The following is a 14,910-nucleotide window of genomic DNA, read 5'->3' on the forward strand; positions in this document are numbered from 1 at the left end:
GCCTACCACGTTTGTCTTCGCGACGCCGTCAGGCGGCCGCCTTGTCCGCTTTGCCGATAGCGGCGGTGAGAATCTGTTCCTGGCTGAGCCCGTTGTTGGGGAAGTCGCCACGCAGGTGGCCTTCGCCCATCACCAGCACCCGGTCGGAGATGCCGAGCACCTCGGGCAGCTCCGACGAGATCATCAACACCGCGACGCCCTGCTTGGCCAGTTCGAAGATCAGCTTATAGATCTCGTACTTGGCGCCGACGTCGATGCCGCGGGTGGGCTCGTCGAGGATCAGCACCTTGGGCTCGGGCAGCAGCATCTTGCCGACCACCGCCTTCTGCTGATTGCCGCCCGACAGGCTGGCGATCGGCAGCATCGGGTGCGCCGTCTTGATCTTCATCCGCAGGATCTCGTGCTGAATGGCCGCGAGTTCGGCCTCCGCATCGATCAGGTGGTTCTTGGTGTAACGCCCGAGCACCGACATGGTGATGTTGTAGCCGACGCCCATCAGCGGCACGATGCCCTGACGCTTGCGGTCCTCCGGCACCATGCAGATGCCCTGGCGGACCGCGTCGGCCGGCGAGTGGACGGTGATCTCCTTGCCTTCGAGGAAGATCTGGCCCTGGTGGTCGCCGGGCCAGCAGCCGAACAGCTTGGAGGCGAGTTCGGTGCGGCCGGCGCCGACGAGGCCGGCGACGCCGAGGATCTCGCCCCGGCGCAGCTGGAAGGAGACGTCGTCGACGACCTTGCGTTCGGTGTTGGTGGTGCCCCAGCAGGTGATGTTGCGGGCTTCGAAGATCACCTCGCCGATGTCATGGTCCTCGCGCGGGAAGAGGTTCTTCATCTCGCGACCGACCATCATGGTGATGATCGAATTGGTGTCGAGCTCGGCCATCGGCCGGGTGGCGACATGGGTGCCGTCGCGGATGATGGTCACGGTGTCGGCGATCTCGGCGACCTCGTCGAGCTTGTGGGAGATGTAGACGCAGGCCATGCCGCGCGCCTTGAACTCCTTGACCAGCTCGAGCAGCGTCGCGGTCTCCGACGCGGTCAGCGCCGAGGTCGGCTCGTCGAGGATCAGCAGCTTGGCGTTCTTGTTGAGCGCCTTGGCGATCTCGATCAGCTGCTGCTTGCCGCCGGAATAGGACAGCACCGGCAGAGCGACGTTGATGTCGGGCATCTTGAGCTGCTTCATCAGCTCGGTGGCACGGGCGTTCATCGCCTCGTAGTCCATGAAGCCGGCGCCGTTGGTCAGTTCCGAGCCGAGGAAGATGTTCTCGGCGACCGACAGATGCGGCACCATCATCAGTTCCTGGTGGATGATGACGATGCCGGCCTCCTCGGTCTCGCGGATCGAGCGGGCTTCGAGCGGCTTGCCTTCCCACAGGATCGAGCCGGTCCAGGTCCCGAACGGATAGACCGCCGACAGGACCTTCATCATGGTCGACTTGCCGGCCCCGTTCTCGCCGCACAGGCCGACGCATTCGCCGGCGCGGACCTGCAGGTGAATCCCGTCGATCGCTTTGACGCCGCTGAATTCCTTGGTGATGTCGTACATCTCCAGGAGGTATTCGGACATGGGTCGTGCTCCCCTCGGTCGCGGTCCTGATCGCGGCTCGGCCGGATCGGACGCCGTCCCTTGCTCGCCACCCCGGTCGGTCGAGCGTCTGCGAAGCGATCCTAGCATCGGCGCGTACACCGCGTCAGGGGATCGTCGCATGCCGGGACGGGAACATCGGGCGAGAAGAGATCTCATGCAGACGCGACTTCGAGCGAAGGCGCATCGTTCGACCCGACCGACGACGGCGGAGGGTCGTTCGGTCGGAGCTCCGACGAGCGATCCGTCGCGGCGGGCCGACGGCGGGTCGCGCTCGGAGGAGATCGCCGGGACGGCGGCGGTGGCCGCCGTCCCGTGATGATCACTCGGCTCAGTTGCCGAGCTGCTCCTTGGTGTAGAAGCCGTCCTTGACGTAGATGTCGACGTTGTCCTTGGTCACCGCGATCGGGGTCAGGAGCAGGCTGTCGACCTGCTTCTTGCCGTTGTCGAGCTTGGTGGTGTAGGCCGGGGCCTGCTTCTTGACCAGCTGGACGGTGAGCTTGGCGGCCTCGGTGGCGATCAGCTTCAGCGGCTTGTAGACGGTGACCGTCTGGGTGCCGGCGATGACGCGCTTGACGGCGGCGAGGTCGGAGTCCTGACCGGAGATCGCGACCTTACCGGCGAGACCCTGCGCGGCGAGAGCCTGGATGGCGCCGCCGGCGGTGCCGTCGTTCGAAGCGACGACCGCGTCGATCTTGTTCTGATTGGCGGTCAGAGCGTTTTCCATGATCGACAGAGCTTCGGTCGGGCTCCATTCCTTGACCCACTGCGAGCCGATGACCTTGATCTTGCCGGAGTCGACGGCGGCCTTGAGGGCCTTCTCCTGACCGGCGCGCAGCAGCTTGGCGTTGTTGTCGGTCGGCGAGCCGCCGAGCAGGTAGTAGCGGCCTTCCGGCTTGGCCTTGAGGACGGCCTCGGCCTGGAGGTAGCCGACCCGCTCGTTGTCGAAGGAGATGTAGGCATCGACGTCGGCGTTCAGGATCAGGCGATCGTAGGACAGGATCTTGATCCCGGCCTTCTTGGCTTCGTCGACCACGGCGCCGAAGACCTTGGAGTTCATCGGCACGATCACGATCGCGTCGACCTTCTGGGCGATCAGGTTCTCGACCTGCTTCACCTGCTTCTCTTCGTTGCCGTCGGCGGACTGTACGCTGACGGTGGCGCCCAGATCCTTGGCAGCGGCGATGAAGTAGTCGCGGTCGCGGGCCCAGCGCTCGACGCGCAGGTCGTCGATCGAGAAGCCGATCACCGGCTTGTCCGGGCTGGCCACCGCGGCGAGCGGCAGACAGATGACGGCGGCCGTGAGCGAACCGGCCAGAACACTAAGCAGCTTCATCGTTCATCCTCCTGATGTGCCCTGTCGCGAGGGCTTTGCCGTCGTTCGCCGACGGGTTCCATGCGGCCCGAACCGTTCGATCGGTCGTGGCTTTCGGCGAAACGGCGGCCACTCGACGCGACGGTGCCCGGGGGAAGGGCGCGTCGCCGATCGGTTGCGTCGTTCGCACGCAAGACTGATTCATCAAAAATCTGAGGTACGCAACTCAAATTCATTGCTGCATTGCGTGATGAATCGCTTCGAATGGCGCCCTCAAGGCGCCGTCGATCACGGAAGTTCCGCGTATCCGCCGGGAATCTCGCAGAAAACGGCGCGCGGCGGTCTGTTGCATCGCATTGACGATTTGATGTACGAACATCGAAAAAATGAGGGCCGGGACCTCGCCGCGAGGTCCCGAGGGCGCCCGCCGTGGCCTCGTCGGACGGGCCTTGCCGGGGCGTGCGCGGACGCGGGTGGCGTCGGTGCAGCGGATCGACCTCGGGCCGGCGGATCGGGCGTGGGCGCGCGCGGCCGGCGGTGCCGGAATCGATTGACAGCGAAGGGTGGCCTGCCTATGGTCCCGGCCGAATTCACGAGCGAGCGCGGGCGACCGGGCTCGTTTCCTGTTCCACGCCGGTGGGGTATGCGGGGGCCGATCGGGCTCCGGACTATCCGCCGACCTCTCCCCAACGGGCCGCCGGTCGGGCGCCTCGTCGGAGAGCAACCGATCGGTACCAGACGATGAAGATCAAGAACTCCCTGAAGTCGCTCCGCACGCGCCATCGCGACAATCGTCTGGTGCGCCGCAAGGGCCGCGTCTACATCATCAACAAGACCAATCCGCGCTACAAGGCCCGCCAGGGCTGAGCCGAATCGGCTTCGGTCGAGCGCGTTCTGCGCCGCCGTCGCGAAAGGTCTCGACGAGCCGCACGAGGGAGATCAAGATCCCCTCATGCGGCTCGTTTCGTTTCTCCCCTCTCGTTCTTCGCGGTGGCCGGCGCTGGCGGCCGCGCTGCTGTGCGCCGTCCTCGGCGCGCCCGCGGCCCTCGCGACCGATTCGCCGCCGCCGGCCAGCGGCGCGGTGGCGGCGCCGCAGCCCACCGATCAGTTCCTCGACATGCTCGCCTCGCGCCCCGGCCCGCACGCCGCCGCGGATCTGCGGACACGAATCGCCGCGCTGTGGGGCCTGTCGGGCAGCGACACCGCCGATCTCCTGTCGGCGCGGGCGGCGACGCTGCTGCGCGCCGGTGACGCCGGCACCGCCTTCGATCTCCTCGACGCCGCGGTGACGGTGGCGCCCGACTGGGCGGAGGGACGGCGGCGGCGGGCGATGATGCGGTTGATGCGCGGCGACGTCGATCGCGCCCGACTCGACCTCGAAGCGGCGGTGCGCAGCGAGCCGCGCCAGTTCCCGGCGATGATCACCCTGGCGATGCTGGCCGAGCAGCGCGGCGACCGGGTCGCGGCGCTCGCCTGGGCGCGGCGCGCGGCGGCGGTCGATCCCTCGGACGCCGCGCTGGCCGAGCACATAAGGGTGATGGCGATCGAGGTCGAAGGCCGCGAGATCTGAACCTGCTCCACCGTCGGCATGGGAGCCCTGCGACGTGCGCGCGATCCACGGCGCGCCGATCGCCGTAGGATCGGTCACGTTCCTGCCGCGGAGGTCTGCCTTGGCGATTTCGATCTGGTCGATGGTGGCCGCCGGTGTGCTGCTCGGGCTGCCGCTCGCCGGCGTCGCGGCGACCGCGCTGTCCACCCGTGCCGCGGAACAGGCGACGCCGCCGCTCGGCCGCTTCGTCGCGGTCGACGGCCATCGCCTGCACCTCGTGGATCGCCCCGGGGCGGCGCCCGCGGCGCCCGTCCTGGTGTTCGTGCACGGCGCCAGCGGCAACCTGCGCGACCCGCTGCTGGCCTTTGGAGAGGCCTTCCCGCGCCATCGGCGGCTGTTCGTCGACCGGCCCGGGCACGGCTGGTCGAGCCGCGGCGGGCGCGGCGATTCGGCGCCGCTCGCTCAAGCCGAACTGATCGCCGATCTGTTGCGGGCCGAAGGGGTCGAGCGGGCGGTGATCGTCGGTCATTCCTGGGGCGGGGCGGTGGCCGCGGCCTTCGCGGTGGCCCACCCGGAAATGACAGCCGGTCTGGTGTTCCTGGCGCCGGCCAGCCACCCCTGGCCGGGCGGCATCGATCCGCTCTACCACCTGGCGACGACGCCGGTGATCGGCCGCCTGTTCGCCGCCTGCTGCGTGGCGCCGGCCGGTCGGTTGATGATGGCGCGGGCGACGGCGGGGGTGTTCGCCCCGAACTCGGTGCCCGAGGGCTACGGCACGACCACCGGCTCGGCTCTGGTGCTGCGGCCCGACGACTTCGTGGCCAATGCCGAGGACGTCGTCGATCTCGCCGACAACGTCCGGGCGCTGTCGCCGCGCTACCGGGAGATCGTCGCGCCGACGCTGATCGTCACCGGCGACCGCGACGCCATCGTCTGGCCGGAGATCCACTCGGAAGGGCTCGCCCGCGACATCGCCGGGTCGCGGCTGGTGCGGCTCGAAGGGATCGGCCACATGCCGCACCATGCGGCGCGGGCGCGGGTGATCGCCGAGATCGAGCGACTCGTCGCCGAGGTCGACGCCGCCGGGACCGGTGCGCGGGCGCCGGCGGCGAAGGTCGCGGAGTGATCGCTCAGGCGGAACCGGTGCCGTCGGCGCCGACGAAGGCGATGCGCAGCATGTTGGTCGAGCCGGGGGTGCCGAAGGGCACGCCGCCGACCACGATGATGCGCTGGCCGGGGCGGGCATAGCCCTCGGCATGGGCGATGCGGCAGCCGCGGTCGACCATGTCGTCGACGTCGCGGGCGTCCTCGGCGACGACGCAGTGGAGGCCCCACACCAGCGCCAGCCGGCGGGCCATCGGCGGCGAGGCGGTCAGTGCGATGATCGGGCTGAAGGGCCGCTCGCGGGCGGCGCGCAGGCCGGTCGAACCCGACTGGGTCAGACAGACGATGGCGGCGACCGCCAGGGTCTCGCCGATCTGGCGGGCGGCGGCGGCGATGGCGTCGGCACCGGTCGCCTCGGGTTCGGAGCGCTGGGCGGCGACGATCGGGCGCCAGGTCGGATCGTGCTCGGTCGCCTCGGCGATCGAGTTCATCATCGCCACCGCTTCGACCGGATATTTGCCGGCGGCCGATTCGGCCGACAGCATGATCGCGTCGGAGCTCTCGTAGACGGCGATGGCGACGTCGGAGACCTCGGCGCGGGTCGGCACCGGCGAGGTGATCATGCTCTCCAGCATCTGGGTGGCGACCACCACCGGCTTGCCGAACTTGCGGCAGGCGCGGGAGATCTGCTTCTGCAGGCTCGGCACGCGCTCCAGCGGCATCTCGACGCCGAGGTCGCCGCGCGCCACCATGATCGCGTCGGACAGTTCGATGATCTCGGCGAGGCGTTCGATCGCCTGGGGCTTCTCGATCTTGGCCATGATGCCGGCGCGGTTCTTGGCGATCTTGCGGACTTCGGCGATGTCGTCGGGGCGCTGCACGAAGGACAGGGCGATCCAGTCGACTTCCGCGGCGAGCGCCGCGTCGAGGTCGGCGCGGTCCTTCTCGGTGAGCGCGCCGATCGGCAGGTCGGTATCGGGCAGGCTGACGCCCTTGCGGTCGGAGACGCGGCCGCCGACCACCACGGTGGTGACGATGGTCATCGGATCGGGCTTGGCGATGCAGCGCAGCTTGACCTTGCCGTCGTCGATCAGCAGGTGATGGCCGACCTCGACCGCCGTCAGGATCTCGGGATGGGGCAGGAAGACGCGGTTGCCGTCGCCGGGGGTGGGGTCGCCGTCGAGCACGAAGGTGGCGCCGTTGGCCAGTTCCGACGGGCCGGCGGCGAAGGTGCCGAGGCGCAGCTTCGGACCCTGGAGGTCGGCGAGGATGCCGATCGGCCGGCCGACCCGGCCTTCGATGGCGCGGATGTCGGCGACCAGGGAGAACAGCCGCTCGTGCGAGGTGTGGCTCATGTTGATTCGGAACAGGTCGGCACCGGCCCGGAACAGCTGTTCGATGACCGCGGGGTCGGAGGAGGCCGGTCCGAGGGTGGCCAGAATCTTCACACGACGATTGCGCTTCATGTCGTCACTCTGCGTCGGCGACGTCGCGGCGGCGTCGCATCGCCCGATTTCTAGACCGGGTTTCGGACCCTGCACAGGCGGAAATTCGACGAAGAGAGCAAATTCTTGCGATCCGGCGAGATATTGCAATGCATTCGTTTCGTGTTGCGCTGCGCCATGAGCAAGGCGTGGACGAGGGGCGGAACAACGGGGGAGGGGGCGACGCCGGCGACGTCAGGGGGCGGGGTTGCCGCCGGCGCGTCCGGGTTCGGTCAGCTGCACCGTCCAGGTGCGCTGTTCGCCGGTGTCGATCTCGAAGAAGCCGGTGCGCTCGTAGCCGCGCCGCAGACAGTCCTCGATACCCTTGATGGTGAAGGTCTTTTCCTGGGTGCACATGAACGAGCGGCCGCTCCACTCGCCGCCGCGGTCATAGTCCACGGCGTAGAGATAGTAGAAGCGCGAGACCAGGGGGCCGGCGAGCAAGGTCTCGCAGGAATTGGCGCCGATGTTCCACCAGCCCTCGGTCTTCCAGGAATCCTCGTCCTTGTAGCCGACGGCGATGCCGACGCGGCTGGTCGTCTTGTTGCAGATGCGCAGATCGGCGAGAGCGGCGGGGGCGAACAGCACCAGCGCGATCGCCGCCACGGCGAAGCGCATTCCGGGCCGAAGCGACGCGAAACAGGAGACGAGCGGGCCTGTCGTCGGCCGGCCGCGCGGGGGCTCAGGGGTGTCTGTCGTCATCCGTCCCGGATCTTCTCGTCACGCCGGCGTCACGTTGGCAACGTTCCGGCGTCGGTGTCAATCGAGAGTGGTCGCCACGACCCGGGCGAAGCCGGAAAAACGTGGGGACGGCGCATGTTGCGGACGGTGCCGCGGTGTTTCGGCAGGCTGGGTGCCTCATCGCGGGGTCTCCTCGCGCGGGCGGGCGATCCAGATGCCGAGGAGGATGGCGGCACCGCCGGCGAACTGCCAGGGGCCGAGCGTCTCCCCGAACAGGATCCAGCCGAAGAAGGCCGCGGCCAGCGCCTCGAGGAAGATCACCAACGAGGAGAAGGCCGCCGAGAGGTGGCCGAGCGCCCAGCCGAGCAGGCCCTGACCGCCGACGTGGCTGACGTTGGCCATGGCGAGCAGCGCCAGCACACCGCCGAGGGTGCCGGGGATCCAGCGGTTCTCGGCGACCGCGGCGACGATCCCGAGCAGGGCGGCGGTGACCACGGTCGAGCGCAGCAGCACGATGCCGGTCGACGCGGTGCGGCGGGCGACCCGGACGGCGAGGAAATAGAGGCCGAAGCCGACCGAGGTGGCGACGCCGTAGAGATCGCCGAGCAGGCGCTCGGGGGCGAGATGCCAGCTCGAGCCGACCAGCAGGGCGCCGCCGACGACGCAGATGGCGAGCCCCAGGGTCATCGCCGCGGTGACCCGCTCGCCGATCACCAGGGAGAACAACATCACCCACACCGGCGCCATGGTGGCGAGCAGGGTGGCGTTGGCGATGGTCGTGTGCAGCACCGCGAGGTGCCAGAAGAACAGATCGACGGTGAAGAACACCCCGGCGAGCAGGATGCTGCGGGTCCAGCCGGGATCGACGACGGGTGTGCCGTCGGAGCGCGGGGCCCGCCGCTCCCACGCCGCCCAGGCGGCGAGGGCCGGCAGGGCCAGGAACACCCGGTAGAAGGCGCTGGTGAAGGGCCCGACGCCGGCCTCGCGCACGAACACCGGCGAGACGCCCATCGCCACCGCCGCCGCCAGCAGGGCGGCGAGGGCGAGCGGCGGCACGGGACGTCGGGCGGAAGCGGCGGGCGTGGGCGACATCGGGCTCGGACGGTTGGGAGGAACGGCCGGACGGCGCGCGCGGGGGCCGACGGGACTGGTCAGCGGTGTTGGGAACGCTTACCATCTCCACCTGCGTTGTCCACCGGTTCCCACATGACGTCCCAGCACGATGGTCCCTCGCGATCCGCTCCGGCGGTCGCCGCCGAAATTGCCGAAGGTTTCGAGATCGTCCCCGGCGATCCGCGGCTCGGGCTGGTGATCCTCGCCGATCACGCCTCCAACCGCGTGCCCGCCGACCTCGTCGCGCTCGGCCTGCCGCCGGCCGAATTCGAGCGCCACATCGCCTACGACATCGGCGTCGCGCCGCTGACCCGGGCGCTGGCGGCGCGGCTCGGGGTGCCGGCGGTGCTGTCGCGCTTCTCGCGGCTGGTGATCGACCCCAACCGCGCCGAGGACGATCCGACCCTGGTGATGCGGCTGTCGGACGGCGCGGTGATCCCCGGCAATCGATCGATCGACGAAGCGGGGCGGCAGGCGCGGATCGAGCGCTTCTGGCGCCCCTACGACGCTGCCATCGGGCGGACCATCGACGCGGCCTTCACCGCCGGGCGGCCGCCGGTGCTGCTGTCGCTGCACTCCTACACCCCGATCTGGCGCGGGCGGCCTCGGCCGTGGCACTGCGGCGTGTTGTGGGACGCCGATCCGCGGCTGCCCGATCTGCTGCTCGACCGGCTGCGTGGTGACACCGAGCTGGTGGTCGGCGACAACGAGCCCTACGACGGGGCGCTGATCGGCGACACGATGTATCGCCACGGCACGCTGCGCGGCCTCGCCCACGCGATCCTGGAGGTGCGTCAGGATCTCATCGCCGACGCCGCCGGGGTCGAGAGCTGGGCCGGGCGGCTGGAGCCGATCCTGCGCGAGGCGGTGACCCACGCCGCGCTCGGCGAGCCGCGGCTCTGGGGCTCGCGCACCGGGCCGATCGACGGCATCGACCGTCGCGCTTGACCGAGGGCACCGACTCGGGCTTGATCCCGCGCCCGATCGCGGCCCGAACCCAGGCGCCCGCATCCAGGAGACCGATCATGTCCGATTCCATCGGTGGTGTGACCGCCGATCAGTTGAAGGCCTTCGTCGAGCGCATCGAGCGGCTCGAGGAGGAGAAGAAGACCATCTCCGACGACATCAAGGACGTCTATGCCGAGGCCAAGGGCAACGGTTACGACGTCAAGATCCTCCGGCAGGTGATCCGCATCCGCAAGCAGGACCGCACCGAGCGCGAAGAGATGGAGGCGATCCTCGATCTCTATCTGGCGGCGCTGGGCATGCTGCCGGGCTCCGGCCCGGCCGCCTGACGCGGCTCACGCCAGGATCCGAAACGGCGACGGCGACCTCGAGGGTCGCCGTTTCTCTGTCTGGAGCGCGTTCGAGACGGTCCGCGGGCGCCCGTGGGGCCGGTCACTCGATGCGGACGATCGGCAGCGCGACCACCGCCGGGCCGCTGAAGGTGGCGGTCGGCAGAGGCGACAGGGCGGCGGAGACGAAGCCGCCGGCCAGTGCCTCGCGCGGCTTGCCCATCAGCCCGTCGAGGCTGCCCTGGTCGGGGTGGCGCAGCAGGGCGAAGCCGCGGCCGTCGGCGGCGGCCGCGGTGTCGAGCAGGCGGCCTTCGCCGGAGCGATCGGACTTGGCGGTGGGACGGGCGACCGGCGGCAGGGCGCGATCGGTCTTGGCGACCAGGCGCGAGGCGGGCGCGATCGGGGCGGCGCTCGACGGCGTCAGCGCGGCGAGTTGCGGGCGTTCGGCAAGCGTGCCGCCGATCGCGCCGGCCTTGAGGTCGGGACGCAGCGGCGGCAGCGAAGCGGTGGTGTTCGGCAGCGCCGCAGCGGCGGCGGCGGCCGATGCGGCGGCTGCGGCTTCCCCGCTGGCGGCATAGCCGAGGGCGACCGGTGCGGCGTCGTTGTCGCCGGTGAGGATCGAGAAGGCTTCGGTCGCATCGATGCGCGGCGCACCGGGGACGGGCGTGCCGAGATCGGCGACGCGCTGCAGGCCGGGGGTCGGGCGCGGCCGCGGCAGGGCCACGTCGATCGGTACGGCGGTCGCGGCGAGGGCCAGCACGGCGCGTTCCGAGCCCGGGCGCGGCGCCGGCAGCGGCACTTCGATGCGGGCGAGTTGGGGGGCGGCGACGGGCGCGGCGGGGCGGGCTTCGGGGGCTTCGGCGACCGGACGGCCGCTCGGGCCCTGGACCCAGCCGGGGGGCAGTTCGTTGCCGGTCGGGGCGTAGCGCGAGGGCACCATCGCCGGAGCCGGCAGCGGGGCCATCGAACGGCCGGCGAAGACCTGAGCCGGGGCGGCCTGCGGCACCGGCATCGGCACCACCGACCCGCGGGCGGTGGTGGTGGGGACCGGCGGGGCCGGCATCGGTGCCGGAACGGCGGCGGCCATCTGGACCGGGCGGGCGGGGGCGACGAGGGTCGGCGACACGCCCGGCGGGGTCTCCGTGCGGGCCAGACGAGACCCGGCGGGCAGCGGGCCCTGGCGGAGGTCCTGGTTGCGCGGCGTCGCCACCACGACCTCGTCCTCGTCCTCGGGGGACGCGGAGCGGCTGGTCGAGGAGCCGCCGAACAGGGCGGCGAGCAGGCCGCCGCCGGACGAACCGGTGGTGGTGCCGCCGCCGTGGGCCTTCTTCGACTGGCTCTCGGCGAGGGCGATCTCGTAACCGGGCAGCGGCTGGCCGTCGGCGGGCAGATGGGCAGTCTTGCCGTCCGGGAACAGACGGACCAGCTGTTCGCGCGACATGCGCGGCCAGGCCCGGACCGAGCCGGTGTCCATGTGGACGAAGGGGGAGCCCGAGGTCGGGTAGAAGCCGACGCCGCCGATCTGCTTCTTCATGCCGGTCTCGCGCAGCGTGGTCAGCGAGACGTCGGGCAGATAGAAGTCCATCGCCTTGCCCAACATGTGCTGGGAGAACTTGGCGACGCCGCGCGAGCGTTCGCGCAGGGCGTTGTTGGTGGCGGGCGAGCGATAGCCGCAGACGATGTGGATCGGTTCGCGGGCGCCGGTGTCGCGGTAGACTTCCCAGATCAGGTCGAACAGGGCGGGGTCCATCCGGGTGACTTCGTTGCGGCGCCAGTCGCGCAGCAGACGATTGAGTTCCTGGAGACCGTCCTGGTCGTAGGCGCCGTCGCGCTTGAACACGACGCTCGCCCGTTCCTGGGTGTGGGTGTTGATCAGATTGAGCGACCGAACCTCGGCATGCGCCGCACCGGCCGTGACGGCCAGAAGACACGTTCCGGCGAGAAACCTCGCCACCTTGCGGCAATTCACCATTACATGCGCCTCGAAGGAACCCAACGTGTCATTCCACGGATCGCCCGAAGAAGAAAGCCCGATCGTGGCCTTTCTCCGGCGCCTCGTCACGAGCACCCACTTTCCCCCACAAGGGTTAATGAATCTTTTACCTGAACGGCCGGTAAACGCAAAGCGTCGAAACACTGGCTCGACGGTAGGCTCGCGGTGACGAGATACGTCTTTTCACCGAGTGCGCCGGTCGCGCGAGGGCGCGCGGCGACGCCGGCCCGCCCTCGCGCCGCTCACAGGCCGAGCAGGCGCTTCATCCGGGCGTCGTGGGAATAGATGTCGCGGCGCGCCTGGAGATGGCCGTCGTCGTCGACCCACTGGGTGAAATAGGCGATGTGGACCGGCACGAAGCGCTTGAGGTTCACGAACTTCTCGCCGCCGCCGAGCATCGCCTTGAGGCGGGCGCCGTCGAGCTTGGTCGGCTCCTCGGACAGCACCGCGTCGGCGAAGGCGAAGGGCTCGAAGACCCGCACGCAGCCGTGGCTGAGCGCCCGGTAGGCTTGCGCGAACAAGCCGCGCGACGAGGTGTCGTGGATGTAGACCGAGTGCTGGTTGGGGAACATGAACTTGATGTTGCCGAGCGCATTGCCGTCGCCGGGGCGCTGGCGGATCTCGACCTGTTCGGCCGGGACCGCGGCCCAGTCGACGGTGGCCGGATCGACGGTGCGGTTGCCCACCGCCACCTCGTAGTTGCCGCGGGTCAGCGAACCGCCGTTGGTCGCCTGGGCCTTGGACAGCATCTCCTTGCGGATGATCGAGATCGGCACGTTCCAATAGGGATTGACCACGACGTACTGCATCATCTCGGAGAACAGGGGAGTCTGGTTCTCCGGGCGGCCGGTGATCACCTTGGAGTGGAGGATCGAGCGACCGTCCTTCATCACGTCGAGGTGGAAGTCGGGGATGTTGACGAAGACGTGCAGCGTGCCGAGGTCGCGCGGCAGCCAGCGCCAGCGCTCCATGTTGACCACCACGTCGGCGATCTTGTCGGCGTTGCCGCCGGTCGGATCGTTGAGTGCCACCACGGTGTCGCGGCCGACGGTGCCGTTGACGACGAGGCCGCGATCGCGCTGGAAGGCCTTGACCGCCTCGCCGAGCGCCGGGTCGAAGATCGTGGCGTCGGTGGCGACCGGGGCGACGCCGAGGCGCTCGCGCAGCAGGGCGACGCGCTCGTTGCGCTGGCCGGGCTTGAGCGGCGGGCCGATCGGCACCTGGACGGTCGGGGTGCGGACGGCCGTGCCGCGCAGGTCGGCCAGCGCCGCCTTGAGGCGCTGATAGCCGAGATGCGGCGGGGCGTAGGCGGCCAGCGCGGCCCCGGCGTCGGCGGCGCTCGCCACGGCCTTGAGGACGTCTGCCGCGGAGGTCTTGGTCGTGCGCGGGGTGACCAGTTCGGACACCCGCCCGGGGGCGAAGCGGCCGGTCTGGAGATGGCGGGCGTAGCGCACCACGGTGGTCGCGACGGCAATCTCGGCCTTGGCGCGGGCTTCGGGCGCGAGGCCGGCGACGAGCGCCGGGGTGGCGTAGTCGTTGGGCTCGAGGCCGTCGCGGTCGGCGTGGGCGAGGCGGTCGAGGGCGGCGACGGCGACCGGGGTCGGTCCGGTCGCGGCGCCGAACAGGAAGCGGTGGCCGCGCGCCTGATAGAAGGCGGCGACGTCGCTGCGGTCGGCGCGCTCCTCGGCGCTGCCGCCGAGCGGATGCAGCGCATCGAGCGCCGCCCTGAGGGCGTCGCTGGCGGCGGCTTCGGCGAGTTCCGCGGTGCGCAGGGCCGGATCGGCCGGGGCTTCGACGGCGGTCGCCGGGGCGGGGGCGTCGACGGCGGCGAGGCGGGCCGGGGCGGTGGGTTCATGCGACGGCGGCGCGGCGACCGGCGCGACCGCGACCGGCGTCGAGGCGGTGGTCTCGACCGGGGACGCGGGGGGCACGACGGCGGCCGGCGGCTCCGGAGTCGGGGCCGGCGCCGCGATGGTCGTTGCGACGGCCTCGGTCGGCGGGGAGCTCGGCGTCGGTGCGGCCGCGGTTTCGGCCACCGGCGGCGCGACGTGGGCGGTGGGCTCGGCGGCGGCGGCCGGCGGCGGCTCGGCGGCCGGCGCGCTCGCGACRGCGTCGGTCACGGGCGCACTCGGTTCGGTGGTGGCGACGGCGGGCGTCGAGACGGCGGGCTCGACCGGGGTCGGCTCGGTGGCGACGACCGCCGGAGCGGCCGGTTCGGCGGGCGCGGCGACGGCCACGGCGGGCGCCGCCGCAGCGGCTTCGGCGGCGATCGGGGCCGGCGCGACTTCGGCCGTGACCGGCGCGGAGTCGGACGCGGGCGTCGCGGCGGCGGTCGGGACGGGCTCGGCGGCGACCGGGGCCGGTGCGGCGTCGGCGCGGACGGGCTCGGGGAGCTGCGTCTCCGCCTGACCGGAGACGGCGGGCGCCGGGGTGGCCGGGGCTTCGCGGGGCGGGATCAGGGCGGGCGGCGTGCCGGCCGGCGCGGTCAGTTCACGCAGCGATCCGCTCGCGGCCGCTCCGGGGGGCACCAGTCCACCGGAGGGTGCGCCGCCGAGCGGCGCGATCGATCCGGTGGTGAGGGCGTCGATCCGATCCTGGGCGGAGGGCGCGAGCGCCTCCTCGGCGCGCGTCGCCGGGGCCAGGCCGGTCGCCAGGATCGTTCCGAGAAGAAGGGAAGACCAGCCGATCGCTTTCATTCCGACACAACTCCGCTGTCGTCGTCCATTGCGAGATGCGATCGGCTCGGAGGCCGCCCGAAGTGATCGTTCCGTCGAGAGGATTCCGGACGCCC

Annotated in this window: 12 protein-coding genes; 5 read left to right on the forward strand and 7 right to left on the reverse strand. The window is 70.8% G+C overall.

What is annotated here, in order from left to right; all coding sequences use genetic code 11:
- Positions 1-28 precede the first annotated feature (28 nt).
- The gene (locus EYW49_RS03435) at positions 29-1,567 is read right to left on the reverse strand and encodes a xylose ABC transporter ATP-binding protein (RefSeq protein WP_131306166.1); all 1,539 of its coding nucleotides are present in this window, start codon (positions 1,565-1,567) and stop codon (positions 29-31) included.
- Between the two features lie 349 nt (positions 1,568-1,916).
- Positions 1,917-2,921, reverse strand: a complete 1,005-nt coding sequence (xylF, locus tag EYW49_RS03440) for a D-xylose ABC transporter substrate-binding protein (protein ID WP_131306169.1) — start codon at positions 2,919-2,921, stop codon at positions 1,917-1,919.
- A 720-nt stretch (positions 2,922-3,641) separates the two neighbouring features.
- Between xylF and ykgO the strand changes: the two genes are divergently transcribed.
- From ykgO to EYW49_RS03455, 3 genes are all read left to right on the forward strand, one after another.
- Positions 3,642-3,767: a type B 50S ribosomal protein L36 gene (gene ykgO, locus EYW49_RS03445; protein WP_131306172.1), complete on the forward strand. Its 126-nt coding sequence runs from the start codon at positions 3,642-3,644 to the stop codon at positions 3,765-3,767.
- Positions 3,768-3,852: 85 nt separating this feature from the next.
- Entirely contained in the window at positions 3,853-4,470 is a 618-nt protein-coding gene (locus EYW49_RS03450) for a tetratricopeptide repeat protein (protein ID WP_131306175.1), read from the forward strand.
- A gap of 100 nt (positions 4,471-4,570) precedes the next feature.
- Complete coding sequence (locus EYW49_RS03455) at positions 4,571-5,575, forward strand: alpha/beta fold hydrolase (RefSeq protein ID WP_131306178.1); 1,005 nt, start codon at positions 4,571-4,573, stop codon at positions 5,573-5,575.
- Between the two features lie 4 nt (positions 5,576-5,579).
- Here the strand turns inward: EYW49_RS03455 and pyk are convergent, their stop codons facing one another.
- From pyk to EYW49_RS03470, 3 genes are all read right to left on the reverse strand, one after another.
- Positions 5,580-7,019: a pyruvate kinase gene (pyk, locus tag EYW49_RS03460; RefSeq protein ID WP_131306181.1), complete on the reverse strand. Its 1,440-nt coding sequence runs from the start codon at positions 7,017-7,019 to the stop codon at positions 5,580-5,582.
- 213 nt (positions 7,020-7,232) lie between these two features.
- Positions 7,233-7,643, reverse strand: a complete 411-nt coding sequence (locus EYW49_RS03465) for a DUF1036 domain-containing protein (RefSeq protein ID WP_228259449.1) — start codon at positions 7,641-7,643, stop codon at positions 7,233-7,235.
- Positions 7,644-7,895: 252 nt separating this feature from the next.
- Complete coding sequence (locus tag EYW49_RS03470) at positions 7,896-8,774, reverse strand: DMT family transporter (protein WP_228259450.1); 879 nt, start codon at positions 8,772-8,774, stop codon at positions 7,896-7,898.
- A gap of 150 nt (positions 8,775-8,924) precedes the next feature.
- Here EYW49_RS03470 and EYW49_RS03475 point away from each other — a divergent pair, with 150 nt between their 5' ends.
- Entirely contained in the window at positions 8,925-9,779 is an 855-nt protein-coding gene (locus tag EYW49_RS03475) for an N-formylglutamate amidohydrolase (protein WP_131306189.1), read from the forward strand.
- A 77-nt stretch (positions 9,780-9,856) separates the two neighbouring features.
- Positions 9,857-10,126: a DUF2312 domain-containing protein gene (locus EYW49_RS03480; RefSeq protein WP_131306190.1), complete on the forward strand. Its 270-nt coding sequence runs from the start codon at positions 9,857-9,859 to the stop codon at positions 10,124-10,126.
- Between the two features lie 103 nt (positions 10,127-10,229).
- On the opposite strand, the gene EYW49_RS03485 is transcribed toward EYW49_RS03480, so the two are convergent.
- Both EYW49_RS03485 and EYW49_RS03490 read right to left on the reverse strand, forming a co-directional pair.
- Positions 10,230-12,098: a DUF882 domain-containing protein gene (locus EYW49_RS03485; protein ID WP_131306191.1), complete on the reverse strand. Its 1,869-nt coding sequence runs from the start codon at positions 12,096-12,098 to the stop codon at positions 10,230-10,232.
- A gap of 263 nt (positions 12,099-12,361) precedes the next feature.
- Positions 12,362-14,815, reverse strand: a complete 2,454-nt coding sequence (locus EYW49_RS03490; protein ID WP_131306192.1) for a L,D-transpeptidase scaffold domain-containing protein — start codon at positions 14,813-14,815, stop codon at positions 12,362-12,364.
- Positions 14,816-14,910 lie beyond the last annotated feature (95 nt).

Origin of the sequence: Siculibacillus lacustris (genome assembly GCF_004328075.1) — a bacterium.
Classification (GTDB): domain Bacteria; phylum Pseudomonadota; class Alphaproteobacteria; order Rhizobiales; family Ancalomicrobiaceae; genus Siculibacillus; species Siculibacillus lacustris.